Annotated in this window: 23 protein-coding genes and 1 tRNA gene; 16 read left to right on the top strand and 8 right to left on the bottom strand. The window is 71.1% G+C overall.

The features are described 5' to 3' along the window. Window positions 1-111: 111 nt before the first annotated feature. From L8M95_RS13080 to L8M95_RS13070, 3 genes are read right to left on the bottom strand one after another with little or no spacing between them, the layout of a single operon-like run. Entirely contained in the window at window positions 112-957 is an 846-nt protein-coding gene (locus L8M95_RS13080; RefSeq protein ID WP_260486551.1) for an MBL fold metallo-hydrolase, read from the bottom strand. 5 nt (window positions 958-962) lie between these two features. Further along, window positions 963-1442 (bottom strand): RidA family protein, encoded by a 480-nt coding sequence (locus L8M95_RS13075; protein WP_096906155.1) that lies wholly within the window; start codon window positions 1440-1442, stop codon window positions 963-965. Beyond that, window positions 1442-1612 (bottom strand): DUF4177 domain-containing protein, encoded by a 171-nt coding sequence (locus tag L8M95_RS13070; protein ID WP_096906156.1) that lies wholly within the window; start codon window positions 1610-1612, stop codon window positions 1442-1444. Before L8M95_RS13070 ends, L8M95_RS13075 begins: the two co-directional genes overlap by 1 nt. Window positions 1613-1678: 66 nt before the next feature. On the opposite strand from L8M95_RS13070, the gene L8M95_RS13065 reads away from it, so the two are divergent. After that, window positions 1679-2734: an ArsA-related P-loop ATPase gene (locus L8M95_RS13065; protein ID WP_260486550.1), complete on the top strand. Its 1056-nt coding sequence runs from the start codon at window positions 1679-1681 to the stop codon at window positions 2732-2734. A 1-nt stretch (window position 2735) separates the two neighbouring features. Beyond that, complete coding sequence (locus L8M95_RS13060) at window positions 2736-3845, top strand: ArsA family ATPase (RefSeq protein ID WP_260486549.1); 1110 nt, start codon at window positions 2736-2738, stop codon at window positions 3843-3845. 407 nt (window positions 3846-4252) lie between these two features. Here L8M95_RS13060 and L8M95_RS13055 read toward each other — a convergent pair whose 3' ends face one another. Continuing rightward, entirely contained in the window at window positions 4253-4630 is a 378-nt protein-coding gene (locus tag L8M95_RS13055; RefSeq protein WP_260486548.1) for a WhiB family transcriptional regulator, read from the bottom strand. Between the two features lie 268 nt (window positions 4631-4898). Here L8M95_RS13055 and L8M95_RS13050 point away from each other — a divergent pair, with 268 nt between their 5' ends. The 4 genes from L8M95_RS13050 (at window position 4899) to L8M95_RS13035 (ending at window position 10651) form a co-directional block, all read left to right on the top strand. After that, the gene (locus tag L8M95_RS13050; RefSeq protein ID WP_260489256.1) at window positions 4899-7277 is read left to right on the top strand and encodes a transglycosylase domain-containing protein; all 2379 of its coding nucleotides are present in this window, start codon (window positions 4899-4901) and stop codon (window positions 7275-7277) included. 28 nt (window positions 7278-7305) lie between these two features. After that, a complete protein-coding gene (locus tag L8M95_RS13045; RefSeq protein ID WP_260486547.1) occupies window positions 7306-8289 on the top strand; it encodes a metallophosphoesterase in 984 nt (327 codons plus the stop codon). A 51-nt stretch (window positions 8290-8340) separates the two neighbouring features. Continuing rightward, window positions 8341-8414, top strand: a tRNA-Pro gene (locus L8M95_RS13040). A 143-nt stretch (window positions 8415-8557) separates the two neighbouring features. Next, entirely contained in the window at window positions 8558-10651 is a 2094-nt protein-coding gene (locus tag L8M95_RS13035; RefSeq protein WP_260486546.1) for an acyl-CoA dehydrogenase, read from the top strand. Between the two features lie 81 nt (window positions 10652-10732). Here L8M95_RS13035 and L8M95_RS13030 read toward each other — a convergent pair whose 3' ends face one another. Beyond that, window positions 10733-12202, bottom strand: coding sequence for a hypothetical protein (locus tag L8M95_RS13030; RefSeq protein ID WP_260486545.1), 1470 nt, complete (start codon window positions 12200-12202; stop codon window positions 10733-10735). 137 nt (window positions 12203-12339) lie between these two features. On the opposite strand from L8M95_RS13030, the gene mbhE reads away from it, so the two are divergent. The 9 genes from mbhE to L8M95_RS12985 all read left to right on the top strand — a co-directional run bounded on the left by mbhE (window position 12340) and on the right by L8M95_RS12985 (window position 22034). Next, window positions 12340-15378, top strand: a complete 3039-nt coding sequence (gene mbhE, locus L8M95_RS13025) for a hydrogen gas-evolving membrane-bound hydrogenase subunit E (protein WP_260486544.1) — start codon at window positions 12340-12342, stop codon at window positions 15376-15378. Further along, a complete protein-coding gene (locus L8M95_RS13020) occupies window positions 15375-15707 on the top strand; it encodes a sodium:proton antiporter (protein WP_260486543.1) in 333 nt (110 codons plus the stop codon). Before mbhE ends, L8M95_RS13020 begins: the two co-directional genes overlap by 4 nt. Beyond that, window positions 15704-17293 (top strand): proton-conducting transporter membrane subunit, encoded by a 1590-nt coding sequence (locus L8M95_RS13015; RefSeq protein WP_260486542.1) that lies wholly within the window; start codon window positions 15704-15706, stop codon window positions 17291-17293. The genes L8M95_RS13020 and L8M95_RS13015 overlap by 4 nt, the downstream gene beginning before the upstream one ends. Next, window positions 17290-17622: a Na+/H+ antiporter subunit E gene (locus L8M95_RS13010; protein ID WP_260486541.1), complete on the top strand. Its 333-nt coding sequence runs from the start codon at window positions 17290-17292 to the stop codon at window positions 17620-17622. The genes L8M95_RS13015 and L8M95_RS13010 overlap by 4 nt, the downstream gene beginning before the upstream one ends. Beyond that, window positions 17619-17891: a monovalent cation/H+ antiporter complex subunit F gene (locus tag L8M95_RS13005; RefSeq protein ID WP_260486540.1), complete on the top strand. Its 273-nt coding sequence runs from the start codon at window positions 17619-17621 to the stop codon at window positions 17889-17891. Before L8M95_RS13010 ends, L8M95_RS13005 begins: the two co-directional genes overlap by 4 nt. Before the next feature lie 5 nt (window positions 17892-17896). Further along, complete coding sequence (locus tag L8M95_RS13000; RefSeq protein ID WP_260486539.1) at window positions 17897-18247, top strand: monovalent cation/H(+) antiporter subunit G; 351 nt, start codon at window positions 17897-17899, stop codon at window positions 18245-18247. A 1-nt stretch (window position 18248) separates the two neighbouring features. Then, window positions 18249-19634 (top strand): magnesium transporter, encoded by a 1386-nt coding sequence (gene mgtE, locus L8M95_RS12995; RefSeq protein ID WP_260486538.1) that lies wholly within the window; start codon window positions 18249-18251, stop codon window positions 19632-19634. Window positions 19635-19785: 151 nt separating this feature from the next. Beyond that, window positions 19786-20976 carry a TIGR03857 family LLM class F420-dependent oxidoreductase gene (locus L8M95_RS12990; RefSeq protein WP_260486537.1) on the top strand — a complete coding sequence of 397 codons (1191 nt, stop codon included), beginning with the start codon at window positions 19786-19788 and terminating at the stop codon, window positions 20974-20976. Beyond that, entirely contained in the window at window positions 20973-22034 is a 1062-nt protein-coding gene (locus tag L8M95_RS12985) for a phosphotransferase family protein (RefSeq protein ID WP_260486536.1), read from the top strand. The genes L8M95_RS12990 and L8M95_RS12985 overlap by 4 nt, the downstream gene beginning before the upstream one ends. A gap of 107 nt (window positions 22035-22141) precedes the next feature. Here L8M95_RS12985 and L8M95_RS12980 read toward each other — a convergent pair whose 3' ends face one another. Both L8M95_RS12980 and L8M95_RS12975 read right to left on the bottom strand, forming a co-directional pair. Then, window positions 22142-23668 carry a catalase gene (locus L8M95_RS12980; protein ID WP_260486535.1) on the bottom strand — a complete coding sequence of 509 codons (1527 nt, stop codon included), beginning with the start codon at window positions 23666-23668 and terminating at the stop codon, window positions 22142-22144. 69 nt (window positions 23669-23737) lie between these two features. Next, window positions 23738-24178: a Fur family transcriptional regulator gene (locus L8M95_RS12975; protein ID WP_260486534.1), complete on the bottom strand. Its 441-nt coding sequence runs from the start codon at window positions 24176-24178 to the stop codon at window positions 23738-23740. Between the two features lie 198 nt (window positions 24179-24376). Between L8M95_RS12975 and L8M95_RS12970 the strand changes: the two genes are divergently transcribed. Continuing rightward, window positions 24377-25231, top strand: coding sequence for a universal stress protein (locus tag L8M95_RS12970; RefSeq protein ID WP_260486533.1), 855 nt, complete (start codon window positions 24377-24379; stop codon window positions 25229-25231). 13 nt (window positions 25232-25244) lie between these two features. On the opposite strand, the gene L8M95_RS12965 is transcribed toward L8M95_RS12970, so the two are convergent. Further along, a complete protein-coding gene (locus L8M95_RS12965) occupies window positions 25245-26837 on the bottom strand; it encodes a hypothetical protein (protein ID WP_396118846.1) in 1593 nt (530 codons plus the stop codon). Window positions 26838-26969 lie beyond the last annotated feature (132 nt).

Raw genomic sequence — 26969 nt, 5'->3', positions numbered from 1 at the left:
CCTGCTGTCCCCGCGTCCCCACCTGAATCCGCTAGCCGGAATCCGGATCTGCGACTCCGATCCGACTAGCGGATCCCCATTCCGACTAGCCGATTTCGGAGAGGGGGCGGGTCAGGCGTCGAGGCGGTCGAGGTAGCGCAGCGCGACCTTGGTGGACTGCTCGGCCACCTTGAGCAGGAACGGCGTCACGTCGCGGTAGATGTGCTGCGTGATCGCCTCGGCCGAGGCGTCGCGCCCCAACTCGGCCCGGGCGGCGATGATCTGGTCGAGTCGATCGCGCCGGTGCCGACCGAGTACCTGGGCCGCGCGGCCGGTGTTCTCCACGTCGGGCCCGTGCCCCGGGATGCCGATCACCCCGTCGGCCCGCGCCGCGAGGAGATCCATGCTGCCCAGGTAGTCACCGAGATCACCGTCGGTCGAGTCCAGCACCGTCGAATCCCGGCCGAGGATCGTGTCCCCGAGGACCACGCAGTCCGGCGGAGCAGTGAACCCGGTGCCCGCGGCCCGCACCTCGAGACTGATCGAATCGGCCGTGTGCCCCGGGGTGGCCAGCACGATGATGTCCAGTCCGGCGGCGTGGATCACCTCGTCGTCGTCACCGCCCGTCACCAACGGCGCGGCGTCGCGGCAGAACCGCTTCTCCACGGCCCTGACGGGGGCGGAGGTGAATCCGCGCAGGTGATCGATGCCGTCGGTGTGGTCGCCGTGACGATGGGTGACGACGACGAGCTCGATCTCCCCCACGATGGCCGCGATCCGCTCGGCGTGCGCGAGGTCGTCGGGCCCGGGGTCCACCACCACGCAGGTAGGCGACCCCGGCGCCCGCAGGACGACGGTGTTGGTCCCCTCGAAGGTCATCTCGGAGGGGTTGTCGCAGAGGATGACCCCGGACAGCTCCGTGACGGGCCGGAGGGTCTCGTACGCCGGGAAGGTGATCGGGGCCAGGCCTGCGGACATCGCGGCTATCCCTCGACCTCGACCACGAGCTCGACCTCGACGGGTGCGTTCAGCGGCAGCTCGGACACACCGACCGCCGACCGGGCGTGGACGCCGGCGTCGCCGAAGATCTCACCGAGCACGTCGGAGGCGCCGTTGAGGACACCCGGCTGCCCGCTGAAGCCGGGCGCGGAGGCGACGAACCCGACCACCTTGACGACCTTCACCACCGAATCGATGCCGACGAGCCCGTCGACGGCCGCCAGCGCGTTGAGGGCGCAGGTGCGGGCCAGCTCGGCGGCCTGCTCGGCGGTGACCTCGGCCCCCACCTTGCCCGTGGCCGCCAGGGCGCCGTCGACCATGGGCAGCTGCCCGGAGGTGTAGACGAACGCGCCGGTACGTACTGCCGGGACGTAGTTGGCGACCGGCGGGACGACCGTCGGCAGCTCCAGACCCAGCTGGTCGAGCTTGCGGGTCCAGTAACCGGCGGTCTCGGTCTCGGGCATCAGAGCTGTCGCTTCATGTAGGCGACGTGCTGCTCACCCGTGGGGCCGGGCAGAACGGAGACCAGCTCCCAGCCGTCGCCTCCCCACTGGTCGAGGATCTGCTTGGTGGCGTGGGTCAGCAGCGGGACCGTCACGTACTCGAACCGGGCTGCTCCAGTGGATTCACTCATGTGCCCCACTCTAGGTAAGTCACGAGCGTCCCGCGCGCAGTGGTGTGAGCGCTTAGTGTGGACCGCATGCCGTCCACGATGAGTCCAGGTACGCGGTCGACACGGGCCACCATCGCCGACCAGCTGTCCACCGGGTGGTCCGACCGGCCCGAGCGTGCTGAGTTGCACTACGTCTCGGGGAAGGGCGGGACCGGCAAGACGACCGTCGCCACGTCCCTGGCGCTCGCGCTGGCCTCGACCGGCAAGCGGGTCCTGCTGGTGGAGGTGGAGGAACGTCAGGGCATCGCCCGGATCTTCGACCGCGCCCCGTTGCCCTACCGCGAGGAGCTCGTGGCCCGCGTCGACGGCGGTGGCAAGGTCTTCGCGCTCGCGATCGACATCGAGGCCGCCATGCTCGACTACCTCGACACCTTCTACCGCCTGGGCGTGGTGGGCAAGGTGATGAAGTCGGTCGGTGCGATCGAGTTCGCGACCACCATCGCGCCCGGGCTCAAGGACGTCCTGCTCACCGGCAAGATCTACGAGGTCGTCGCGCGCGAGCACGCCAAGCGTGAGGTCGTCTACGACGCCGTGGTGGTCGACGCCCCGCCCACGGGCCGGATCGGCAAGTTCCTCGACGTCACCACCGCGATGGCCGACCTCGCCGGCGGGGGCGGCCCCATCCGTCGCCAGGCGGAGGCCGTGTCCGAGCTCGTCCACTCCACCCGCACGGTCGTGCACCTGGTGACGCTGCTGGAGTCGCTTCCCGTGCAGGAGACCATCGAGGCGATCGACGAACTCAAGAGCCACGGGCTCCGGATGGGCCAGGTCATCATCAACCGTGCCGAGACCCGTCACCTCGACGACGAGGCGCTGCGGCGCATCGCCGAGGAGGACATCGACGCGGAGGCGGTCGTGGACGGCCTCGACGCGACCGGCGTGGAGGTCGACGACGAGGGGCTGCAGGGGCTTCTCGTGCAGGCCATCGAGCACGCCCGCGTTGCCCGGGGTCAGCTCCGCGCCGGCGAGACGCTCACCTCCGCCGCCTGCCCCACCCTCGTGTTGCCGGCCCTGCCCAACGGAGTGGAGGTCGCGGACCTCTACGACCTCGCCTCCGCCCTCGTCGACCAGGGAGTCCACTGACATGACACGTCGCCTCGACATCACCGCCATGCTCACCGACCCCGCGACCCGGGTCGTGGTGTGCACGGGCGCCGGCGGCGTCGGCAAGACGACCACCGCCGCGGCGGTCGGTCTGCGGGCCGCCGAACTCGGCCGGGACACGGTCGTGCTGACCATCGACCCGGCCCGGCGACTCGCCCAGGCCCTCGGCATCGACGAGCTGTCCAACGAACCCTCCCCCGTCGACCTCGGCGAGGAGTCGTCCGCCGGGGGCGGGTCACTGCACGCGATGATGCTGGACATGCGCCGCACGTTCGACGAACTCGTGGTGGCCAACACGACGGAGGCCAAGGCCCGGGACATCCTGGACAACCGCTTCTACAAGACGATGGTCACCTCCTTCGCGGGCACGCAGGAGTACATGGCCATGGAGAAGTTGGGGCAGCTCCTCGACGATTCGGCATGGGACCTCGTCGTCGTCGACACCCCTCCGTCCCGCAACGCCCTGGACTTCCTCGACGCACCGCGCCGCCTCGGCGCGTTCCTCGACAGCCGGCTCATGAGACTGCTCTCGACACCCGGCCGGGGCGTCGGACGCCTCGTCACCGGCGCGATGAGCACCGCGATGCGGGGCGTGTCCACGGTCGTGGGGTCCTCCATGCTCAAGGACGCCTCCGAGATGGTGGTGGCGCTGGACTCCACGTTCGGCGGGTTCACCACCCGCGCGGCCCGGACCCAGGCGATCCTGCGCCGCAAGGGCACGGAGTTCCTCGTGGTCTCCTCCGCCGAGCGGCCCGCCCTGCGTGAGGCCGCGTTCTTCGCCGAGCGGCTGGCCGAGGAGAGGATGCCGCTGGCGGGGCTCGTGGTCAACCGCACGCACCCACGTCTCACGGACCTGAGCGCCGAGCAAGCCTGCGCGGCCGCCGATCGTCTGGCCGGCGAGAACTCCGAGGCCGAGGCGGTGCTGCGCATCCACGCCGACCGGGCGGGAACCGCCAAGCAGGAGGTGCGGCTGCTCGAGTCGTTCACCGACACCCATCCGGACGTGCGGATCGTCGGCGTGCCGTCATTGCCGTTCGAGATCTCCAACCTGGAGGCGTTGCGCTCGGTGGGGGACCAACTCTGCGGCTGATCGGAGAGCAGGGGCAGGGCGACGCCGCGGGACAGCGCTCGTCGCGGGCAGGCCGACGCCGCGGGACAGGGCTCTACGCGGTCTCGTCCCGGGCAGAAGGCCAGCGCATCCGCGCTCGGTTGCGCTGCCTCTCTGACCCGCGCTGGCGGAATGTACGCAGATACCGGGGTTGTGCTGCCGTAATTGACCACACAGGCAGCGCAAGCCGAAGGGGCAGCGCATCCGAGCGGGGTTGTGATGCCGGTGTGCTCGCCCCGCAGGAGCCTCGCGGCTCGGTGCCCTCGAGCCCGCGCTACCGCCCGAATGACGAACGCGGCCCACGGCGTCTGCCGCGGGCCGCGCTCGCGATAACCGGACTCCGACGTGTCCTGACCCGGTGGACCTCCGGACTCAGTGGACCTGCGGATTCAGTAGACGGCGGTGTGCCGCTCGATTTGCTGCGCGAAGAAGTCGGCCCAGGAGCGGACCTCGGGGTGCTGCTTGAGCAGTGCGCGCCGCTGACGCTCGGTCATCCCGCCCCAGACACCGAATTCAACGCGGTTGTCCAGTGCATCGGCGCGGCACTGCAGGAGGACCGGGCAGTGGCGGCAGATGGACGCGGCCTTACGCTGCGCGGCCCCGCGGACGAACAACTCGTCCGGGTCGATGTCCTTGCACCGGGCCTGGGCCACCCATTCCTGGCGACCCTCCCCGATGATGATCTCCTCGGAGCCGAGGGGGTTGCCGGCACCAGGGCGGACCCCGTTGTCGGAGGAGCGGGTGGTCCCGGGGAGGGTGGCCGTCATCGAAATACCCCTAGCGTGAGTGGAGTCGTGGACGAGTTCACCGCGCACGTCTCCGGCCTTCTGAGCCCGCCCGGCGCGGCGGGTCCACTGCGTCCGCGGGCGGTCGTACCTGGGATCGGTGTACCGCGATCCCATTCCGGTCCGATTCGTCCCGCGTTCCCCCATATTGTTACCGCAGTCACACAACAGAAGTAAAGAGTCGACACATGATCGCCGCGCGAAGGGTGGCCCACCAGGGGTGGTCACGTACCCTGTGCCTGTGTCGGCTATGAGTTCGCTGGGAAAGCTGGTCGCGACCTGTGTCGCCGCCGGGGTGGTCACGGCGGGGTCGTTGTTCCCGATAGCCGGAGCCGTGGGGCTCGCGTCCAACAAGATGGCCGACTCGTTGGCCGGGACGTCCGCGGACCTCATCAAGGGCGACCTCCCGTCGATCTCGACGGTGACCGACGCCGCGGGCACACCCATCGCATGGCTGTACGACCAGCAGCGCGTTCCGGTCCCCAGCGAGCAGATCTCGCCGCAGATGAAGCTGGCGATCATCGCGATCGAGGACCGCCGGTTCGCCGACCACGCCGGCGTGGACTGGCGCGGCACCGTCCGGGCGGCCCTGACCAACGCCACCTCGGGAGAGGTCGAGCAGGGCGCGTCGACCATCGACCAGCAGCTGGTCAAGAACTATCAGTTCCTCGTCTCCGCCGAGAACGACGCGGAGCGGCGGGCCGCCGTCGAGACCACTCCCGCCCGGAAGATCAAAGAGATCCGGATGGCCCTGACCCTCGACGGGGAACTGAGCAAGGACGAGATCCTCACCAAGTACCTCAACCTGGTCTCGTTCGGCAACGGCACGTTCGGCGTCCAGACCGCCGCGCAAACCTACTTCGGCGTCGACGCCCGGGATCTGAGCGTCCCGCAGGCGGCGATGCTCGCCGGCATGGTGCAGTCCACGAGCCGGTTCAACCCGTACACGAACCCCGGGGACACCCAGCAGCGCCGCGACACCGTCATCGACACGATGGTGCAGACCGGAGCCATCACCCCGGCCGAGGGGCAGGCGTACGCGGCCGAACCCCTCGGGGTGCTCGAGCGCCCCAACCCGCTGCCCCGCGGCTGCATCACGGCCGGTGACAGTGGATTCTTCTGCGACTACGTCCTGCAGTACCTCGAGGAGAACGGCCTGAGCCGCGACATGGTCGAGCAGGGCGGCTACACGATCCGCACCACGCTCGACGAGACCGTCCAGGCCAACGTCCAGCGTGCCGTCGACACCTACGGCAACCCGACCGCCCAGGGCGTGGCCGAGGTGATGAGCGTCGTCCGGCCCGGCAAGGACGCCCACAAGGTCGTCGCGATGGCCTCCAGCCGTCAATACGGGCTCGAACTCGGCGACAGCCAGACCGTGCAGCCGCAGCCGTTCTCCCTGGTCGGCGACGGCGGGGGGTCGGTGTTCAAGATCTTCACCGTGGCCGCGGCCATGGAGAAGGGCATGGGCACCAACACCAGCCTCCCGGTGCCGCGTCGTGTCCAGGTCTCCGGCCTCGGCGCGGGTGGCGCCGCCGGGTGTCCGCCCGCCCAGTACTGCGTGGAGAACGCCGGGTCGTATGCGAGTTCGCTGCCCGTGACGGATGCCCTGGCCCAGTCCCCCAACACGACCTTCGTGAACCTCATCAAGGACGTCGGCGTGGCCCCCACCGTCGACATGGCGGTCCGACTCGGGATGCGTTCGTACGACCGCAAGGGCACCGCCGCCGGTGGCGACTCGATCAGCGGATTCGTCAAGAAGAACAACCTCGGGTCGTTCACCCTCGGGCCCACCGCCGTCAACGCGCTGGAGTTGTCCAACGTCGGCGCCACCATCGCGTCCGGAGGCGTGTGGTGTCCGCCCAGCCCCATCGAGTCGATCACCGACCGCACGGGAGCGCCCGTCGAGTTGAACGAGCCAAAGTGCGAGCAGGTGGTCGAGGAGGGTCTGGCGAACACCCTCGCCGTCGCCATGTCCAAGGACCACGTGAGCGGGGGCACGGCGGCCGGCGCCGCCGCCGGGGCCGGGTGGGGTCAGCCGATGTCCGGCAAGACGGGTACCTCCGAGGCCAACCGGTCGTCCGCGTTCCTGGGCTTCACCAACACCTACTCGGCGGCCGTCTATGCGTTCAACGACGGCACCACCACCACCGAACTGTGCACCAGCCCGCTGCGCCAGTGTTCGTACGGCAACCTCTTCGGCGGTCTCGAGCCGGCCCAGACCTGGTTCTCGGCCTTCTCCCCTATCTCCGACGTCTACGGCCCGCTCCAGCTGCCCGCCCCGGACCCCGCCTACCAGGCCGGGACCAGCGGGACCGCCGCCCCTGACGTCGAGGGCATGAGCCAGTCGGCCGCGACCTCCCTCCTTACCAATGCCGGGTTCGTCGTCAACACCCAGTTCGTCTCCGGTACCGGCCGCCCGTACGGCACGGTCGTCGGCGTCGACGGCGGCACCGGCATCCCCGGATCCCAGCTCACCCTCCGCGTGTCCGACGGTTCGGGCGGCGGCGGGGGCGGCGCAGCGGCGCAGGGCCAGGGCACCTCCGGACCGGGGGCGGCGGTGGGCGACGAGCCCGTCGTGCTCAACGTGCCGGGGCTGGCCCCCATCACCATCTCGCCGCCGCGATGACCCCGCGTGGCGTCGGTAGTCTGGACTGATGCCACGCCAGCCACGCAAGCCCCAGGGTTCGATGACCTCCCCCGCCCGCGCGGCGGCCGTCCTCGCCGGGGCGGTCGTGGCGGGGACCGTCTACGCCACCGGCTGGGAACGGAACGCCTTCACGCTGCGCCGCCACTCCCTGCCCTTGCTCGCGCCCGGGTCGCAGCCCCTGACGATCCTCCACATCTCCGACCTGCACATGATGCCGGGACAGAAGCGCAAGCAGCAGTTCGTCGCCTCTCTGGCGGAGTTGACTCCCGACCTGGTGGTCAACACCGGCGACAACCTCTCGGACGTCCGGGCGGTGCCCTCCGTCGTCCAGGCCCTCGGCCCGCTCCTCGACCGCCCGGGCGCGTTCGTCTTCGGCTCCAACGACTACTACGCGCCCGTGCCCAAGAGCCCGCTCCCGTACATCGGGATCGGTCGTCAGAAGCACTCGGCGGTCCCGCTGCCGTGGCGCGACCTCAAGGCCGCCTTCACCGAGCGGGGCTGGGTCGACGCCACCCACCAGCGTTCGGAGATCGCGGTGGACGGCCGGAGCGTGCTGGTCGCCGGGGTCGACGACCCCCACATCGGACGGGACCGCTACAACGAGATCGCCGGCCCCGCCGGGGCGGCCTTCGACCTGCGGATCGGCCTGGTGCACTCGCCGGAGCCCCGCGTGTTGGACCGGTTCGACGCCGACGGGTATGACCTCGCGCTCGCGGGGCACACCCACGGGGGTCAGCTCTGCCTGCCGACCGGGGCGATCATCACCAACTGCGGGATCGACCGCTCGCGGGTGCAGGGCCTGTCCGCGTGGGGCCGGAACCTGGTGCTGCACGTCTCCGCGGGTCTGGGCACCTCCCCGTACGTACCGGTACGCACGTTCTGTCGCCCCGAGGCCACGCTGCTGGAACTGGTCGCCGTTCCCGGTGGCGGCGGGGAGGGTTCGGAGGTCCCGGTGACCCCGCATCGTGTGAAGGTGCCCCTGCCGGTCTGACCCGGTTTCGCGATTCCGTGGGCGGGGCGCTAGAGTATCCCTCGTTGTCACCGGGGTGTGGCGCAGCTTGGTAGCGTGCTTCGTTCGGGACGAAGAGGTCGTGGGTTCGAATCCCGCCACCCCGACAATGCGAGGGCCCGGATCACATCAGTGATCCGGGCCCTCGGTCATGTGCGGGGTGCGGTGCACCCGCGCCGCGCGTGGCGCCTCTCACGTGGGCCCGCTCTACCGGTGCACAGCGGCGCGGTCTCTCCGTAGAGTTGTCGGCATGACCTCCGAGACCGACGTCCAGAACGCCGCCGCCGCAGGGGACAGTGCACCCGGTGCCGGCCCCGCCGTGCACCCGAACTACGGCCGCATCACCACCACCGGGGCGGGGGACGCGGACCTCGCGGCGTCGCTGCAGAAGGTCCTCGACGGGACCTGGGCCGACGCCCGCGAGTTGACGCGTGAATCCATGACCCCGGACATGCTCAACCCGATCGGGTTGACCATGGAGGAGCACCGCGACCACGTACTCACGCAACTCCAGCGCCTCGCCGACTCCGGAACCCCCAAGCTGGGTTTCCGGGAGGAGGACGGCGGGACCGGTGACACCGGTGGCGCTCTGACGTCCTTCGAGATGCTCGGCCACCTCGACCTGTCCCTGATGGTCAAGGCCGGCGTCCAGTGGGGCCTGTTCGGCGGCGCGATCGCCAACCTGGGCAACGCCGAGACCCGTAAGAAGTACCTTCCGGACGTCATGTCGCTCAACCTGCTCGGTTGCTTCGCGATGACCGAGGTCGGCGGGGGTTCGGACGTGCAGAACCTCGAGACCACGGCGACGTTCGACCGGGAGACCGGCGAGTTCGTCGTCAACACCCCGACGCCCAGCGCGGAGAAGGCCTACATCGGCAACGCCGCCCGCGACGGCCGGATGGCGGCCGTGTTCGCCCAGCTGATCACCACGGCCGACGACGGTTCGGAGCTCCGCCACGGTGTCCACTGCCTGCTGGTGCCGATCCGGGACGAGGCCGGAGACGACCTGCCGGGCGTCCGCACCACCGACCACGGCCCCAAGGGTGGGCTGGCGGGCGTGGACAACGGCCGCATCTGGTTCGACGACGTGCGGGTTCCGCGTGAGGCACTGCTCGACCGCTTCGGCGCCGTCGACTCCGACGGGGGGTACTCCTCCCCCATCGATTCGGTCGGCGCCCGATTCTTCACCATGCTCGGCACGCTCATCCGCGGTCGGGTGTCGGTGGGAGCGGCGGCCGGCGCGTCCGCGCGCACCGCGCTGGCGTTGGCCGTGCGGTACTCGCTGGTCCGCCGGCAGTTCGACCACCCGGAAACCGGTAAGGGCATCCCGCTGCTGGAGTACCGCGAGCACCAGCGCCGGCTCATGCCGCGGGTCGCCCGTGCGTACGCCTACGCGTGTGCGCAGAACGCGATCATCCTCGAACTGGACGAGTTCGAGAAGAACCCGGACGCCTTCGACGAGGTCCGTCGCCGCGAGATGGAGACCCACGCCGCGGGCATCAAGGCCTCGGTCACCGCGTTCGCCAACGACGCGATCGTCGAGGCGCGTCTCGCCTGCGGTGGCGCCGGGTACATGGCCGAGAACCTGATCACGGAGATGCGCAAGGACTGCGACGTCTTCTCGACGTTCGAGGGCGACAACATCGTCCTCACGCAGCTGGTGGGCAAGGAGCTGCTCACCTCCTATGCGGCGGAGTTCGGTGACATGGACCAGCGCGAGACCGTCGCGTTCGCCCTGAGCACCGCCGTGGACGTGGTGCAGGAGAAGGCCCGGGCCTCCACGCTGTGGCAGAAGCTCGTCGACGCCGTGACCGACCGCGAGCACACCGACCTGCTCGACCGCGGCAACCAGCTCCAGCTCCTCGTCGACCGCGAGGAGCACCTGTTGGAGACGGTCGCGCGGCGCCTGCGCAAGGCGCAGGGTCAGGACGGTTCGGCGGCGTTCAAGGTGTTCAACTCCGCCCAGGACCACTTGCTGCAGGCGGGCCGCGCCCACATGGACAGCTGGGTGTTCGCCCGGTTCGCGGAGGCCGTGGACGCCTGCGAGGACCCGGAGGCCAAGGAGGTCCTCGGGATGCTGTGCGACCTCTACGTCCTCGACATCGTGGACGCCGACAAGGGCTGGTTCCTCGAGCACAACCGCCTGACCACCGAGCGCACCAAGGCGGCCACCGCGGCCCGTAACCGCCTGTGCACCAAGCTGGCGGGCCGGGCGCGCACCCTGGTCGACGCCTTCGCGATTCCCGAGTTCGTCTTCACCGTGCCCATGCTCACCGACGGTGGCGTGGACACGATCACCGATGAGCCCGCCGAGGAGCACGAGGTCGTGGGCCTGGCCGACTGAGCCGCCGGAGCTCCGCGGATTCCGCGTCGCCGACCCCGCGCCGCCCCTCAGGGCGCGCGGGGTCGGCCGCGGCCGTCGTCCCTAGGGTCGGAGCCGGGGCCGTTCGGCGATGCGGACCGCCAGCAGCGAGAACACCGCGACCGCGGCGAGGACCGCCGCGCCGGTCCACGCGACGGAGGCGGGCCCGGCGAGCAGGACCGCGTCGAGCGCCGCGGTGGCCTGCCCGGTCGTCGTAGCGGAGGTGACGGTGACGACGGCGGACGGCGCACCACCGGCCACCCACACCCACCACGCCACGCCGGCCGACGCAGCGGCGAAGACCGCCGCCGTGATCCGCCCGGGCCAGGGGCCGAGCACCGCGACGAGTGCGCGCCACAGGGCGGAGGAGGCGACGACGACGAGGGCGACGATCGCCACGGCCGCAGCCGCCCCGCCCGCGGAAGGACCGTCCACGGTGGCCAGCGCCCACGCGGACAGGCCGGCGGTGAGCAGGGCGAGCGCGAGTGCCGACTCGGCGAACGACGAGCCGGGCCGGCGGACGAGCTGGACGAGCAGCGCCCCGAGGACGGCGGCCGCGGCCACGCCGAGGATCCCGGCGGAGGTGCGCCGCTCGGAGTCGTCGGCGGCCGCGGCGGCCTCCAGACCCGCGTCGCCCTGTTCGGCGGCCAGGGCGCGCCCGGTCTTACCGATGGACTCCTGCGTACGGCCGGCGGAGTCGGCGACGCCGGCCGCCCCGTCGCGGAGGGCCTCGGCTCCGGTCGTGAGCTCTCCCGCGCCGCCGGCGAGTTCGCGGGCACCGCGGGTCGCGGAGTAGATGCCGTCACGCAGTTCGGCGCCCGGGGCGGAGAGCTGGCGGGCGAGTTCGGCCGCGCCGGAATCGAGCTGGTCGAGGTTGCTCAGTGTGTTCTGGTCGAGCCCCTGGGTGGCGAGCTGGTCGCGCAGCCCGGTGAGGGCGTTGCGTGCCTGCACGACCTCGGGGGCGTCGCCTTGGAGGCGCGACAGGGCGTCCTCGATCGCGGTGGAGACCTGCCCCTGGATCACGGCGACCCCGCGGACCGCGCCCACGACCTGACGCACGCCGCCCGCGACCTCCCCGGCGCCGGATCCGGCCTGCCCCATCCCCGCCTGCAGCTGCTCCATCCCCGCGGCCAGTTCGGCGGAGCCGTCGCGCAGCTGCCCGGACCCGTCGGCGAGTTCGGCGGTCCCGGAGCGAAGTTGCTCCGTCCCGGCGACGGTGAACGACGAGTTGGCCGACGCCTCGGCGAGCGCCGATCGCAACGGTCCGCCGGCGCCGGCGGCGGCCTCCTCCCGCTCCGGGGCGGGGCCGACCACCGCCCACAGGGCGGCGAGGACGAGCGGCAGGACGATCAGCACCAGCCCCAGTAGCCGCCGGGCGGGCCCGGTCCCGGATCCGAGACCGGGCCCGCCGGACGGGGGCGCGGAGTCGTCGTCCGCCCGGAGCGCGGCGTCCGGACCGGGTTCCGTCACCGGCAGGACGTCCGTGGCAGGGCTGTTCTCCGAGGTCTCCGAGGGGGTCGCAGAGGGGCTCATATCGGGAGCGTAACCGCTGATCTGCCCCGTTCCCGCAGGTCACCCGGCATGCCCCCGATTCCGTGTCCGAGGCGATTGATAGACTGCTTCCCGAAACCTACGCACCCTCGCCACCACGTCCCGCGCAGGAAGGAGCCATGAGCCCCGTCCTCGCGATCGCTGCTGCAGGTCTGGCCGCACTGCTCGCGTGGCCGCTCACCAGGTGGCTCGGGCGAGGTGCCGGCTGGCCGCTCGCGGCGCTCTATCTGTTGGGTGCGTTCGCGCTGCTGTCGCCCCTCTCGCTGGCCCTGTCCGGGATGCCCACCGCCGTCGTCCGCATTCCCTGGGTGCCCGCCCGCGACTGGACGCTGGATCTGTTCGCGGACCCCACGGGTCTGCTCTTCGCGATGCTCGCGCTGGTGATCGGCGCGATCGTGTTGATCTACTCGTCGTCGTACCTCTCCGGCGGCGACCACGGGCACGGGCGCGCGCACAGTCACGCCCGGCGCCCCCAGCACTACGGCTTCTACCAGCTCATGACCCTGTTCACGGTCTCCATGCTGGGCCTCGTGCTCACGGACTCGATGGTGCTGCTGTACGTGTGCTGGGAGCTCACGTCGCTGGCCTCGTTCGCGCTCATCGCCAATTCGGGCCGCCCCGCCTACGCCGCCGCGCTGCGCACCCTCACGGTGACCGTCGTCGGCGGCCTGGTGCTCCTGGGCGCGCTCGTGGCCATGTGGCTGCGCACCGGCACCACGTCCATCTCGGGGGCCCTCGCCCACGACGTGTGGTTCACCGACCCCGGTTTCACCGCGGCGGTGGCGGTCGCCGTGGCGGTGGCCGCGTTCACCAAGTCCGCCCAGTTCCCGTTCCACTTCTGGCTGCCCGACGCGATGGCGGCGGCGACCCCGGTGAGCGCGTATCTCCACGCCGCGGCCGTGGTCAAGGCCGGGATCTTCCTGTTCATGCGATTCTCCCCGGCCTTCCACGACGTGCCGGTGTGGAACGCGCTGCTGGTCTCCGTGGGCATGGGCACCGCCGTGATGGCGGCCGTGTTCGCGCTGCAGAAGACCGACCTCAAACAGCTCATGGCGTACTCCACCGTGAGCCAGCTGGGCTGGATCACCGCGGCGATCGGCGTCGGGACGCAGGAGGCGCTCGCCGCCGCCGCGTTGCACACCGTCGCCCACGCCCTGTTCAAGTCCGGACTGTTCATGCTGGTCGGCGTGGTCGATCACGAGGCGGGGGCCCGCGATATCCGCGACCTCGGCCCGCTCTGGCGTCGCATGCCGTGGACGTTCGGGGCCACCGTGCTCGGCGCGGGCGCCATGGCGGCCGTCCCGCCCACCCTGGGCTTCGTGTCCAAGGAGTCCATGCTCATCGCGTTCGGCGACGTCGCCGGCGGCGACACGCTGGCCGTGGCGGCCCTGTTGACCGCCGCCGTGGTGGGGGCGATCCTCACCTTCCTCTACTGCGCCCGCATCGTGCTCGGCGGGTTCCTCGGTGTCTACCGCGACCCGTCCCGGCCGGCGACCGACCCCGGCGGGGTCCACGAGGCCCCGGTGCGGCTCTGGCTGCCCGCGGCCCTGCCCGCCGCGATCGGGTTGCCGCTGGCGCTGGTGGTGTGGGTCTTCGACGTGCCGATGTCGGCGGTCGCCGAGGCCGCGGCCGGGCCGTTCGGCTGGCCCCCGGCCGAGCGCGGGTTCGCCGAGTACCGGAGCCTTCCCGCCGGCGCCGACGAGGCTGACCTCGATTTCGAGGCCCACTTCGTCCTGTGGCACGGGTTGACCCTCGAGGTCGGGCTCACCGCCCTGATCCTGTTCGTCGGCGTGCTGTTGGTCTGGAAGCGCACCCTGCTCGACCGCGCACTGAGCCGCGAACTGCTGCCGTTCACCGGTGCCTCCGTCCTCGAGGGTCTGATGTCGGCGGTCACCCGCGCCGGCCGTGCACTGGTCCGCCCCACCGCGTCGGACTCGCCCGCCCGTCACGCCGGCGCGCTGCTCGCGGTGCTGACCGTCTACGCGGTCGGGATCGGCGGCTGGGCGCTGGCGACCGGCGCCTCGATCCCCCCGCGCGTCGGCGGGCTCGACCGGTCGATCGACGTGCTGCTGCTGATCGTCGTCGTGGTCGGCGTGGGCGGGTTGTGTACCGCACGGTCCCGACTGTCCGCGGCCGTCCTCCTGGGCGCGGTCGGGATCGCCGTGACCATCCAGATCTTCGGCCTCGGGGCGCCCGACGTCGGCCTGACCCAGTTGCTGGTCGAGGCGCTCACGATCATCATGTTCATGCTGGTCCTGCGGCGCCTGCCCCGCGACTTCATCCCCGCCTCACGTCCCAGGAACACCGCGGCCATCGTCCTGGCCCTGCTCACCGGCGTCACGGCGACCATCGGCGCCCTGGTCTTCACGGGTCGTCGGGACCGTTCCCCCATCGGCATGTACCTGCTGGAGAACGGGCCCGAGATCACCGGCGGGAGCAACGTCGTCAACACCATCCTCGTGGAGTTCCGTGCGCTCGACACCTTCGGCGAGGTCGCCGTTCTGGGCGTGGCCGGTATCGCGATCCTCGGCGTCCTGGGTTCGGTTCGGGCCACCGCCCGTGCCGTCGACGCCGAGCCCTACCGCGAGCCGCTGCCCGGCAGCGTGCAGAGCACCGGGACCGCCGCGGAGGCGTTGGAGGACGCCGCCCGCAACACCCTGCCGCTCAGGCTGCTCGCGAAGGGGGTCACCCCGATCCTGGCGGTGGTCTCGGTGATGTTGCTCTGGCGTGGACACAACGAGCCCGGTGGCGGGTTCATCGCCGCGCTGGTGGCCGCGTGCGCGTTCGCGCTCGTCTACCTGGCCCGCGAGTCGGACCGTCCCGTGAGCCGGCCCTCCACCCCGGTCGCGCTCATCGGTGGCGGGCTGGTCCTCGCGGGGCTCACCGGGATCGGTGGCTACGCGCTCGGGCAGTTCCTCGAGCCCGCCCACTGGTACGTCGCGGGCCAGCACCTCTCCAGCGCCCTCATCTTCGACCTCGGCGTCTACGCCGGCGTCCTGGGTCTGGTCATGACCGCGTTCAACACGCTCGGCGCCGGCCGCGCCCCCGCCGAGGTCGTCCCCGGCCCGGACGCGCCGGACACCGGACGCCGCCGGGGTCGCAGGACCGACAGTGGCCCCGCGGGTGGTCGCCGAGCCGGCGAGGAGGTCGCCCGGTGACCATCGCGATCATGATCGGCGTCCTCACCGCGGGCGGTGTCTACCTGATGATGCAGCGGGGGATGGTCCGCGTCGTGTTCGGGCTCGCGCTCATCAGTCACGCGGTCAACCTCATGCTGCTCAGCTCGGGGGTCTCGGCCTGGCGGGCCGAACCGCTCGCCGGGGTCAACGGGATCGACGTGTCCGCGGACCCGCTCCCCCAGGCGTTCGTCCTCACCGCCATCGTCATCACGCTCGCGGTCACCGTGTTCATGCTCTCCCTCGCCGTGGTGAGCAGCGACGACGACACCCACAACGTGCCGCCCACCGGCGAGGAGGACGCGCCGTGACCGCCCTGCTGCTGCCCCTGTTGGCAGCGATCCCGGTGATGGCCGCCGCCGTCACGGCCATCCTGCCGTCACGCACCGCCGGCAGGTTCGTGGCGATGGCGGTCCCGGTGGCGACCGCGGTCGCGGGGATACTGCTCCTCGCGCTGCACCGCTCCGAGCCCGTGATCGCCGCCGCCGTGGGCGGGTTCGTCCCGGGCGTGGCGATCCCCTTCGTCTCCGATTCCTTCACCGCGATCATGCTGGTGACCACCGGCGTGGTGGCCCTGATGTCCCTGGTGTTCTGCGATCAGACCGGCGAGTTCGGCCGGAGCCGCTACTTCGCCCCGCTGGCCCTGCTGCTGCTCGCCGGGGCGAACGGCGCGCTGCTCACCGGCGACCTGTTCAACCTCTTCGTCTTTGTCGAGGTCATGCTGCTGCCCTCGTACGCGCTCATCGCCATGACGGGCACATGGCGCCGCCTCGGCGTGGGGCGACTGTTCGTCGTGATCAACCTGCTGACCTCCACGCTCCTGCTCGCGGGTGTCGGCTTCGTGTACGCCTCCGCCGGGAGCGTCAACCTCGCCGTCCTCGCGGGTGCGGCGCGCGAGGACGGCCGGGTGGCCGCCGCGCTGGGTGTGGTGCTGATGGCCCTGTGCATCAAGGCCGGTGCCGTACCGGTCCACGGATGGCTGCCCCGCGCCTACCCCGGCACCTCCGCCGGGGTCATGGCACTGTTCTCCGCGCTGCACACCAAGGTCGCCCTGTACGCGGTGATCCGCATCTGGGCCACCGCGTTCGACCTCGACCCGGCCTGGGGCCGCGTCCTGCTGGTGGTGGCCCTGGTGACCGCCCTGTGGGGTGCCGTCGCCTCGGCCTCGCCCGTCGGCACCCGGGAGATCCTCGCGTGGCAGATGGTCTCCGGGGTCGGCGTCATCCTGGCCGCCCTCGCCGTCGCACAGGCCCCCGGCGGTGCCATCGTCTACATGATCCACCACATGGTCACCATCGGTGCGCTGGTGATGCTGTTCGGCGCCGCCGAGCATGTCTACCGCAGCGGGCAGTTCGGCGGCCTGACCGGGCTCTGGTACCGCGAACGCCCACTGGGGGTGCTGCTGGTGCTCGCGATCGCGGCCCTGGTCGGACTGCCCCCCACCTCGGGTCTGATCGGCAAGCTCGAGGTCGTGACCGCGGCCCTCGGCGCGGGCGGCGCGTGGGGGATCGTCACCGTCGTCGTTGTCCTCGTCTCCTCCCTCATCGGGTTGGTCGCCATGCTCCGGTTGTGGCGCGGCACCATGTGGGGCGGTCCTGCGCGCGGCGCCGCCGACGCGGGCGGCGACAGCGCCGGCGGCGACAGCGACGAGAGACAGCGCCGCGACGACGAGAACGACGACGACGAGGCGCGCCCGTCCCCGCGCGTGCCGGCGCGCCTGCTCGTGCCCGGTGGCGCACTCACGGCCGTGTCGGTGGCGATGTTCCTGGGATACGGGGCGATCGCCCCCGAGGTGGACCGGGCGGTCGCCGGGCTCGTCGACACCGACGCGTACGTCTCGGCCGTGCTCGACGGCCCGGATGCGATGACCGACTCGACGATCGGGGGTCGCCCGTGATCCGTCGCGTGCTCCGGGCCCCGCTCGTCCTGGGTTGGCTCCTGTGGAACGTCGTATTGTCCTCGTGGGCCCTGGCGATAGAGGCCGTCACCCCCGGGCCGATCGGCACGCCGGTTCTGGTGCGCTACCCCATGCGCTCCCGCACCGACCTCGAGGTCACCGCGCTGGCCTGGGCGATCACCGTCACGCCCGGAACGCTGGTGACCGTCATCGGCGACGACGAGATGTGGGTCCACGTGGTGCTCGGCGGGCCCCGGGAGGAGATGATCGAGTTGCTCGGTCAGACGGAGAACCGGGTGCTGTCCGTTCTGCGAGGTGATGACGAATGAGCCCGCTGCTCACGGTGCTGCTGGCCGTGTCGACCCTGATCATCCTCATGAGCATGGTCGTGGCGGCGGTCCGCGCGGTGCGCGGGCCCGGCGACGCCAACCGCGCCGTCATGGCCGATCTGAGCTTCTTCTGTGCGGTCGCATTGTTCGTGCTCTTCGTCATCCGTCAGGGGTCGGCGGTGGCGCTGGACGTGGTGATGCTCGGGTCGCTCATCGGGGTGCTCTCGACCGTCGCCCTGGCGCGGTTGCTCTCGCGGGGACAACGGTGACGGCGATGGACGGTTCGATGATCGTGGACCTGCTGGTCGGGGTACCCGCCCTGCTCGGGTCGCTGTGCTTCCTGGTGGCCGCGGTGACCATGTCCCGTGCCGGTGACGCCCTGACCCGGATCAACATCCTGTCCGTGGCGACCGGCCTGGGAATGATGCTGTTCATCCTCGCGGCGTACGTGCACGAGGTGAAGGCCGGGTTCGGGTGGGTGCCGCTGATCATGGCGTTGGTGGCCCTCGGTGCGACGGTGGTGGTGACGACCGTGGCCTCCATGACGCTGGCCCGCGCCGCCTACCGCGCCGATGGCAGGCTCGACCCGCTGACCGCCTACGACGACATCGCCGAGGAGTACTGACATGGTCGGGCCCGGGGACGCACTCGACACGCACGACCCGAGCCTGCGCGATCCGGCCGATGCCGCCCGCCGTATCGACACCCTGATCGACAGCGGGGATCTGCGGACCGCCTCCGACATGGTCGAGGGGATGCCGCCCTGGCTCATCGTCGACGTTCTCGAACGCAGCGGTGCCAAGGACCGGGCCGTCCTGTTCCGGTTGTTGTCCAAGGGCACCGCGCTCGTGGTCTTCGAGGCGCTCGACCCGCCACTGCAGTCCGAGCTGATCCGGGCCCTCCACACGGACCGCGTCAGCCAGATCTTCACCGACCTCGACCCCGACGACCGCGCCGGGCTGATCGACGAGCTCCCGGCACACGTGGCCACCCGGCTCATGCGGGAACTGGACGCCGACGAACAGGCCCTCACCTCCGCGGTCCTCGACTATCCGAGCGGTTCGGTCGGGCGGCGGATGAGCCCTGAGTTCGTCTCCACCCACCCCGACGTCACCGCCGGTGAGACCCTCGAGCGGGTCCGGAAGCGGATCGACGAGGCGGAGACGATCTACGCCATCCCCGTCACCGACGAGCAGCGGCGGCTGGTGGGGATCGTGGGCTTACGGTCGATCATGCGTGCCGACCCGGCCACGCCCGTCCGCGAGCTGATGAACGACGCGATCACCGCGCGCGCACGCGAGTCCGCCGAGACCGCTGCGCGTCGGTCCGCGGACGAGCGCCTCATCGCGATGCCGGTCGTCGACGACGAGGGCCGGCTGGTCGGGATCCTCACCTTCGACGACGCCCTGCGGGTCCTCGAGGACGCCGAGACCGAGGACACCGCCCGGGCCGGCGGTTCGGAGCCGCTGCGCGCGCCCTACCTCGCGACGCCGGTGCGATCACTGGTGCGCTCACGTGTGGTGTGGCTGCTGGTCCTCGCCCTGGGTGCCGCGCTCACAGTGCAGGTGCTGGAGGTGTTCGAGGGGACCATCGAGCAGGTGGTGGCACTGTCGCTGTTCGTGCCCCTCATCATCGGCACCGGCGGCAACACCGGTAACCAGGCGGCCACCACCGTGACCCGCGCGCTCGCACTGGGTGACGTCCGTCCCCGCGACGGACTGCGCGTCCTGGCCCAGGAGGTGCGGACCGGGTTCACGCTGGGGTTGGTGCTGGGCGGGGTCGGGGCGCTGGCCGCGGGGGTGATCTACGGGACGGATCTGGGCGTCGTGATCGGTCTGACCCTGCTCGTGCTGTGCACCGTGGCGGCGACCGTGGGCGGGCTCATGCCCCTCCTCGCGCAGGCCCTGCGCGCCGACCCGGCCGTGTTCTCCAATCCGTTCATCACGACGTTCGTCGACGCGACCGGTCTGATCGTCTACTTCCTCATCGCCCGGGCGGTCCTGGGCCTGTAGGCCGGAAGCGCTCCGAAACCACGGTCGACGGCGACCCGCGGACGCTAGAGTGACACGTGTCACATCCGGCCCCGCCTTAGTCCCGCCCTCGCCGAAGGTGTCCATGGCCCACGACTTTGCCCCTGCTCCGACTCTTGCCGCCCCTCCGCCCATGTCCGAGCTCGCCTGCTACGGATTGGCCGGACACAGTGCGTCACCGGCCGATCTCATCGCCGAGGCCGCACGCGCCGAGGAACTCGGACTGGGATCGATCCTGCTGTCCGAGCGGTTCGCCCTCAAGGACGCCGCGGTGATGGCGGGCGCGGCGGTGGCGGCGACGCGCCGCATCGGCGTGGGAACCGCCGCGACCAATCACAACACCCGGCACCCGCTGGTCACCGCGACGATGGCCACGACTCTGCACCGGATGTCCGGCGGACGCTACGCGTTCGGCCTGGGGCGCGGCATCCCCCTGCTCTTCGACATCATGGGCCTGCCGCACGTGACGTCCGCGCAGCTCGAGGACGCGATCGGCCTCTTCCGGACGCTGTGGAGCGGCGAAGCCGTGATCGGCCACGACGGCTCAGCGGGCACGTACCCGTACCTGATGCAGGATGCGTCGTTCGACGAGGACATCCCCGTGCTGCTCATGGCGATGGGCGACAACCAGCTGCGGCTGGCCGGGCGGATCGCCGACGGGGTGGTCCTCCACACCTTCATGTCGGACGCCGCGGTGCGACGCTGCGTGCGCCTGGTCCGTGAGTCCGCCGAGCAGGCCGGCCGCGACCCGGCGGAGGTGCGGATCTGGTCGGTGATGGCGACCATCGAGGACTCGCTCGACGAGACCTCGCGGCTGCGCAAGCTGGCCGGGCGGTTGGCGACCTACCTCACCGGCTACGGAGACGTCCTGGTCCGGGTCAACGGGTGGGACCCTGCGGGACTCGAGGCGTTCCGCGCCGACGAGCGGCTGTCCTCGCATGCGGGCGCGCTCGATGCCACCGACGACCTCGACCTGCTGCGGCACGCCCGGGAGGTCCTGCCCGACGAGTGGCTCGCCACTGCTGCGGTCGGCAGCGCCGCCCACTGCGCCGATCGCATCGAGGGCCAGCTCGCCCTCGGCGTCGACTCGGTGGTGCTGCACGGCGCCACTCCCGACGAGCTCGCGCCGGTGCTCGCCGAGTGGCGGGGCCGCCGGGATCCGGGCCGCTTCGCCCACCTCGACCCCAATCCCGGCCGGATCCGCCCGCGCTCCGCGCCCGCACATCCCGCCTCCGCACACCCCGACACCGGTGACCGCCCCGACACCGACACCGGCACACGACCTCACGCCAGCGCACGTCTCCGGAAGGACACCCCGTCATGACCAGTCTCGCGTCGAATCCGCAGGTGGTCTGCGCGCCGGAGGAGGTCACCGCCCGGTGGCTGTCCGAGGTGCTCGGTACCGAGGTCCGGTCGGTGCGCACGGAGCCCGTCGGCACCGGTCAGATCGGGTGCTGCGTGCTCGCGCACGTCGACGGCGACGGGCTCCCGCCGACGCTCTTCGTCAAGTTGCCGAACCCGGACGAGGGCATGCGGCCGCTGCTGCACGGCGTGTATCGCACCGAGGTGCTCTTCTATCGCGACCTCGCGCCGACGGTCGCCGTGCGTGTCCCGCGGGCCCGGTTCGCGGCGCTCGGCGAGCGGGAGGGCGAGTTCACGCTCGTCCTCGACGACGTCACCCCGCTCGTGCAAGGCGACCAGCTCGCCGGGCTGACGATCGATCAGGCCCGCGACTGCGCCGCCAACCTCGCCGGGCTCCACGGCCCGCGCTGGTGCGACCCCTCCCTGCTGCAGATCGAGGGCCTGTCGGTGCCGACCGTCGAGGACAACGTCACCCTGCAGGAGCTCGGCGGGCCGGCCCTGGAGTCGTTCCTCTCCGAGCTCGGCGAGAGACTCGACGACGACGAGCGCCGCACCATGGCGGGGATCGCCCCGCTGATCGCCCAGTGGTCCAACGGGCGGGCCGAGCGGTTCGCACTCCTGCACGCCGACTACCGGGCCGACAACATGCTGGTGGACCCGGCTGGGGACCGTCCCTCACTGGCCTGCGACTGGCAGACGCTGGCGGTCGGGTTGCCCGGTCGTGACCTGGGCGGCTTCCTCGCCTCGAGCCTCACCGTGGACGACCGGCGGGCCGCCGAGCGCGACATCGTGGCGGACTACCACCGTGCCCTGCTGGGCCACGGCGTCACCGACTACTCCCCCGAGACCTGCTGGGACGACTACGTCTACGGCCTGCTCCAGACACCTGTTCTGGGGATCTTCGGCTGGATGTACGGCACGCGAACCGACCGCGGCGACGAGATGTTCGCCCAGCTCATGCGGCGGTCCTGCCGGGCCATCGCCGATCACGACGCCCTGGCTGTGGCCCGGGCCGGCTGACCGACCACGAAACACCGAAATCCGCTACCCCGCCCCCGGATTCGCTAGTCCAATCGGAGTAGCGGATCCGTAGGGCGAGTAGCGGATTTCAGTCGCCTACCGGCGGATCACTCCTGCAGCGTGTGGTTGCCGCGGGGGCTCGCCTCGACGCCGGCCTTGACGGCCTCGCAGAGGCCCTGGTCGACAGCGGCCCAGTAGGCGTAGACGCGGTCGAGCAGCTCGGTCTCCGACGGGTCGATGGCCGAGACGTGGCCGGCGATGTTGGCCGCCAGTCGCTCGCGGGCGGCGTCGTCGAGGACCTCGCGGTACAGGATGGAGGCCTGGACCGAGTCGGTGTCCTCGGCGTGCGGGGTCACGTCGCCGCGGTGGATGTCCGAGCCCTTGGTGTCCCAGGCGCCGATGTCGAACGCCTTGGACGCGTCGGCGGTCGGACCACCCAGGGTGTTGGGGTGGTACTCGGCCTGCGCGGGGTGCGGGAACTCGTACTGCATGGCGCCCTCCTTGGAGTAGGAGTTCACCGGCGAGAGCGGACGGTTGACCGGCACCTGCTGGTAGTTGGGTCCGATGCGGTAGCGCTGGATGTCCGGGTAGGCGAAGACGCGGCCGAGCAGCATCTTGTCGGGCGAGAAGCCGATGCCCTTGACGATGTTGGTCGGCGCGAACGCGGCCTGCTCGATCTGCGCGTGGTGGTTCTGCGGGTTGCGGTTCAGCGTCATGGTGCCGACCTTGCGCAGCGGGTAGTCCTTCTGAAACCACGTCTTGGTGAGGTCGAACGGGTTGTACTTGTAGCCGTCCGCCTCGTCGACCGGCATCACCTGGACGTGCAGATCCCAGGACGGGAAGTCGCCGTTCTTGATGGACTCGAACAGGTCCTGCCGGTGGTAGTCGGCGTTCTCGCCGGCCAGCTTGTCGGCCTCGGCCTGCGTGAGGAAGTCGATGCCCTGGTTGGTCTTGAAGTGGAACTTCACCCAGTGGCGGACGCCGGCGGCGTTGATGAACTGGTAGGTGTGCGAGCCGAAGCCGTCCATGTGACGCCAGGTCTTGGGGATGCCGCGATCGCCCATGAGCCAGGTGACCTGGTGGGTCGACTCGGGGCTCAGGGTCCAGAAGTCCCACTGCATGGCGTGGTTGCGCAGGCCGGAGGCGTTCTTGCGGCGCTGCGAGTGGATGAAGTCCGGGAACTTGATCGCGTCGCGGATGAAGAAGATGGGCGTGTTGTTGCCGACGAGGTCGTAGTTGCCCTCCTCGGTGTAGAACTTCAGGGCGAAGCCGCGCGGGTCACGCCAGGTGTCGGGTGAGCCCTTCTCACCGGCGACGGTGGAGAAGCGGGCGAGCATCGGGGTCTTGACGCCCTTCTGGAACAGGCCGGCGCAGGTGATTTCCGAGATGTCCTCCGTGGTCTCGAACTCGCCGAAGGCGCCGGAGCCCTTGGCGTGGGGCAGCCGCTCGGGAATGTTCTCCCGGTTGAAGTGGGCGAGCTTCTCGATGAGGTAGAAGTCGTGGATTGGCTGCGGGCCCTGGGGGCCGACCTGCGCGCTGAACTCGTCATGCGGGACGGGCTGGCCACTGTCGGTGGTGGTGTGCGAGTTGGGCTGGAAGTCGCGCACGCCGCGGTCTGCGGGATGAATGGTCACGTCAGGTGCTCCTCGAGATGGGGTGTGGAGTAGAAGGTGCGGAATGGTGGTGTGGTCCAGGTCTCAGTATCAGACAAGCGAGGCCTGCTCTGCCCGGCATTCGGGGCAAGTGCCCCAGTAGTTGACCTCTGCTTCATCGATCTCGAAGCCGTGGTCGCGGTCGGCGGTGAGGCAGGGCGCGTGTCCGACCGTGCATTCGACGTCCTCGATGCGCCCGCACGTCCGGCACACGAGGTGGTGGTGGTTGTCCCCCGTGCGCCGCTCGTACCGTGCCGGCGAGCCGGCGGGTTCGATGCGGCGCATGAGGCCGACGTCGGTGCACACGCGCAGGGCGTCGTAGACGGTCTGTGTGGACACCGCGCCCAGCCGTTCCCGGACGAGGGTCGCGACGTCCTCCGCCGCGATGTGGGGACGACCGGCGACGACGGCGAGGACCGCCAGCCGCGGCGAGGTGACCCTCAGCCCGGCGTCGCGGAGTACGGCTCCCGGATCCTCGATTGCTGTCGTCATGGGCCCCACAGTAGCCCACTTTCTGGAATGAGTCCAGAATAGTATCCATTCCGTTACGAGAAAGGTTCCTGCATCGATGCGATCGGCTTCCGGGCCGGTTCTGCTGCTGCCGACTAGGCTGACCGGCGACCCGAACCCTGGGAATCGCGGAACCGGACGCCCTCGGACCTCGCGACCCCGAACCAGCTGGAGGAACCAATGTCGGAGATCGTCATCGGACCTGTCGTGTGTGGTTATGACGGGTCGCCTGACTCCCGCCGGGCCGTGGAGTGGGCGGCCGCCTGGGCCCGCGACCACGCGGCGTCGCTCGAGGTGATCTCCGCCGATCGGGCCGTCGGGCGCGTGGTGGCCTTCGATGAGACCGCCCGCGCGAATGTCGAGGGCGCGATGCGCGACCAGCTCGCCGAGCTCACCCACGACGTCCCGACCACCTATCGGGTGGTCGCGGACAGCCCCGTCGGCGCACTCGTCGAGGCCGGCGGCGCCGCGTCGGCGATCGTCGTGGGCAGCCGCGGCCTCACCGCGCGCGAGGACTTCGCCATGGGATCGACCTCCGCCGGCGTCGTCGAGCACGCGCCCTGCCCGGTTCTCGTCATCACGCCGCGTACGCCCCTGAGCCCCACCGCGGGCCCTGTCGTGCTGGCGGCCGACGGCTCGGCGGCGAACGACCCCGCCGTGGCGTTCGCGTTCATCGAGGCCGAGCGCCGGGGCGTCCCCCTGCGCGCCGTGCACTCGGTCGAGGTGCCCCGACTGCCGGGCGCCTCGCTGTTCGATCTCGACCAGCTGGCCGAGAGCGTGCTCGCCGAGGACGAGAAGGAGGTCCTCGACGCTCTCGCCCCGCACGAGGCCCGTCACCCGGACGTCGCCGTCGAGCTCATCCTCGTCGTCGGCGAGCCCGCCCTCACGGTCGCCGACGAGGCCGCCGGGGCATCCCTGCTGGTCACCGGGTCGCGCGGCCACGGTGGGTTCGCCGGAATGCTGCTGGGGTCGGTCAGCCGACGGTTGCTGCAGACGGCCCCGTGCGCGGTCGCGGTCATCCGCCCCACCGACTGACCCACCCGGCTACTCAGGCGGGGCCGATCCGGAGCATGCGGGTGAGGGTCGGCTGCCACATGATCCCCGGGCCGTCTCCCCGGGATGCGATCGTGCCGGTGAGCTCCATCGGTTCGTCCAGCGGGGCGTGACCGATGAAGGTGCGGGAGAGTTCGTGGCCCGTCTCCACGTCCGTCGAGGTCAGGTCGACGGGGCCGATCTTCTGCGCGAGCCCCTGATCGAGCGCCGACCCGAATGCCGGACCGGGCGTCGGACCGGCCGCCGAGCCGGGCGCGGACAGCACGCGGGGCGGGCCGTAGGCCAGCGCGTGGATCTGCCCGTCGCCGGTGGTGAGCTTGGGCAGCGACGCCGTCCGCGACAGCGAAGTCCACGCACGCGAGCACGCATCGTCCCCGACGCCGTCCGGTCCCTGGGCCCCGTCGGTCCGCACGTCGATGCGGGTCATCCCGCCCGTGTACGGCACTCCCGCCGGGACCGCGGGACCGTCCACGGCGAAGGGCGGGTATTCAAAGCCATAGGTGTTGACCAGCACCAGGGCCTCCCCGGACGCGATGATCGAGTTCTCGGTCGCAGCGGGCCCGTCGATGAGGACGCCGTCCGGGGCGGCGGAGTCGGGCCGCAGGGTCGTGGCGAACGCGGGCATCCTGCATACGTGCGCCCCGTCCTCACGGCGCAGGACGATGAGCTCGGGGTGGTCGGCGTCGTCGGTGATCGCCACGAGCGAGTCACCGGGCCCGAAGTAGGTGGGCGTCGTGCCGGAACCGTGCGCGAGCAGGCCCGGTTTCCGCGCCTGTCCCACGTCGTAGCCGTGTCTCCAGCGCACGCTCGGGGTCCCGTCAACAGAGCTGTCGATCTCGTAGAGGGCCCGGGTGGTGATCACCGACGCCCCGCCGGGCCGGACCGTCAGCCCGTTGGTGATCCTCTCCCCCGCCGGCAGGGTGAGGGAGCGGAGCTCGTCGTCGTCGACCCCGGGCCGCACGGTCCCCACCACGCCGTTCGACGTCGCGAACCACACCCGCCCGTCGAATCCGGGCATGAGACCGGTGACGGCGTCACCCTCGGGCACGGCCGGCGACAGGTCTGCCAGGACCTCCACTGTCATACGCCAGGGGCCGTCGGCGGTGCGCTCGTGGCCCACGGCCAGCAGCCTGCGGGCGCCGTCCGCGACCACCACCCGATCGCGGTCGTCGAGGTACCCGTAGACGCCGCCTAGCAACGCGCCCTTGGCCAACTGCACCTCGGCGAGCACCGCGGCGGTGTCGGGGTGGAAGAGCTTGACGGTCGGCGCGAGCGGGGTCGGCGGAGTGAACCCGACGTACGAGGTGCACAGCGCGACGGGCATGCCGTCGGTGCCGATGAACACCGTCGAGCACGTGGCGCCGGTGAGTGCGCCGATGACAGCGGGGTTCGTCCCCGGCCCGCGGCCGGGCAGCGTGTCGGTCGAGGCCACGTCGCCGTGGACCGTGGCGGTACCGGCGGGCCCGAGGCCGGGCGGGGACGCCGATCGAGCTGCCGCGGGGGCGGACGCCAGAACCGTGCTCGCGGCGAGGAGCACCGCCGCCGCCGAGGCCATGACCGCCGTGGTGGGTCGGTTTGTCGAGCGCATGGGGCTGATTCCATCACCGCCGACCCCGCCGTGTCCCCGGATCCACGAGCCCGGCGAGCCGGCCGGGCGGTGCCGCGGGCCGGGATCGTCGTGAGACGATTCACCCCGTGACGCCGTCGCACGGGCAGGGAT

Source organism: Dietzia sp. B32 (assembly GCF_024732245.1).
In the GTDB taxonomy this organism is placed as follows: domain Bacteria; phylum Actinomycetota; class Actinomycetes; order Mycobacteriales; family Mycobacteriaceae; genus Dietzia.
This window is presented reverse-complemented; position numbering and strand designations above follow the sequence as displayed.

Coding starts and splice junctions, on each gene's coding strand:
- L8M95_RS13030 (WP_260486545.1), bottom strand. CDS start 12,202: ATGAGCCCCTCTGCGACCCCCTCGGAGACCTCGGAGAACAGCCCTGCC.
- L8M95_RS13045 (WP_260486547.1), top strand. CDS start 7,306: ATGCCACGCCAGCCACGCAAGCCCCAGGGTTCGATGACCTCCCCCGCC.
- L8M95_RS13035 (WP_260486546.1), top strand. CDS start 8,558: ATGACCTCCGAGACCGACGTCCAGAACGCCGCCGCCGCAGGGGACAGT.
- mbhE (WP_260486544.1), top strand. CDS start 12,340: ATGAGCCCCGTCCTCGCGATCGCTGCTGCAGGTCTGGCCGCACTGCTC.
- L8M95_RS13055 (WP_260486548.1), bottom strand. CDS start 4,630: ATGACGGCCACCCTCCCCGGGACCACCCGCTCCTCCGACAACGGGGTC.
- L8M95_RS12975 (WP_260486534.1), bottom strand. CDS start 24,178: ATGACGACAGCAATCGAGGATCCGGGAGCCGTACTCCGCGACGCCGGG.
- L8M95_RS13075 (WP_096906155.1), bottom strand. CDS start 1,442: ATGCCCGAGACCGAGACCGCCGGTTACTGGACCCGCAAGCTCGACCAG.
- L8M95_RS12985 (WP_260486536.1), top strand. CDS start 20,973: ATGACCAGTCTCGCGTCGAATCCGCAGGTGGTCTGCGCGCCGGAGGAG.
- L8M95_RS12965 (WP_396118846.1), bottom strand. CDS start 26,837: ATGCGCTCGACAAACCGACCCACCACGGCGGTCATGGCCTCGGCGGCG.
- L8M95_RS13070 (WP_096906156.1), bottom strand. CDS start 1,612: ATGAGTGAATCCACTGGAGCAGCCCGGTTCGAGTACGTGACGGTCCCG.
- L8M95_RS13080 (WP_260486551.1), bottom strand. CDS start 957: ATGTCCGCAGGCCTGGCCCCGATCACCTTCCCGGCGTACGAGACCCTC.
- L8M95_RS13050 (WP_260489256.1), top strand. CDS start 4,899: ATGAGTTCGCTGGGAAAGCTGGTCGCGACCTGTGTCGCCGCCGGGGTG.
- L8M95_RS13000 (WP_260486539.1), top strand. CDS start 17,897: ATGGACGGTTCGATGATCGTGGACCTGCTGGTCGGGGTACCCGCCCTG.
- mgtE (WP_260486538.1), top strand. CDS start 18,249: ATGGTCGGGCCCGGGGACGCACTCGACACGCACGACCCGAGCCTGCGC.
- L8M95_RS13005 (WP_260486540.1), top strand. CDS start 17,619: ATGAGCCCGCTGCTCACGGTGCTGCTGGCCGTGTCGACCCTGATCATC.
- L8M95_RS13065 (WP_260486550.1), top strand. CDS start 1,679: ATGCCGTCCACGATGAGTCCAGGTACGCGGTCGACACGGGCCACCATC.
- L8M95_RS12970 (WP_260486533.1), top strand. CDS start 24,377: ATGTCGGAGATCGTCATCGGACCTGTCGTGTGTGGTTATGACGGGTCG.
- L8M95_RS12990 (WP_260486537.1), top strand. CDS start 19,786: ATGTCCGAGCTCGCCTGCTACGGATTGGCCGGACACAGTGCGTCACCG.
- L8M95_RS13060 (WP_260486549.1), top strand. CDS start 2,736: ATGACACGTCGCCTCGACATCACCGCCATGCTCACCGACCCCGCGACC.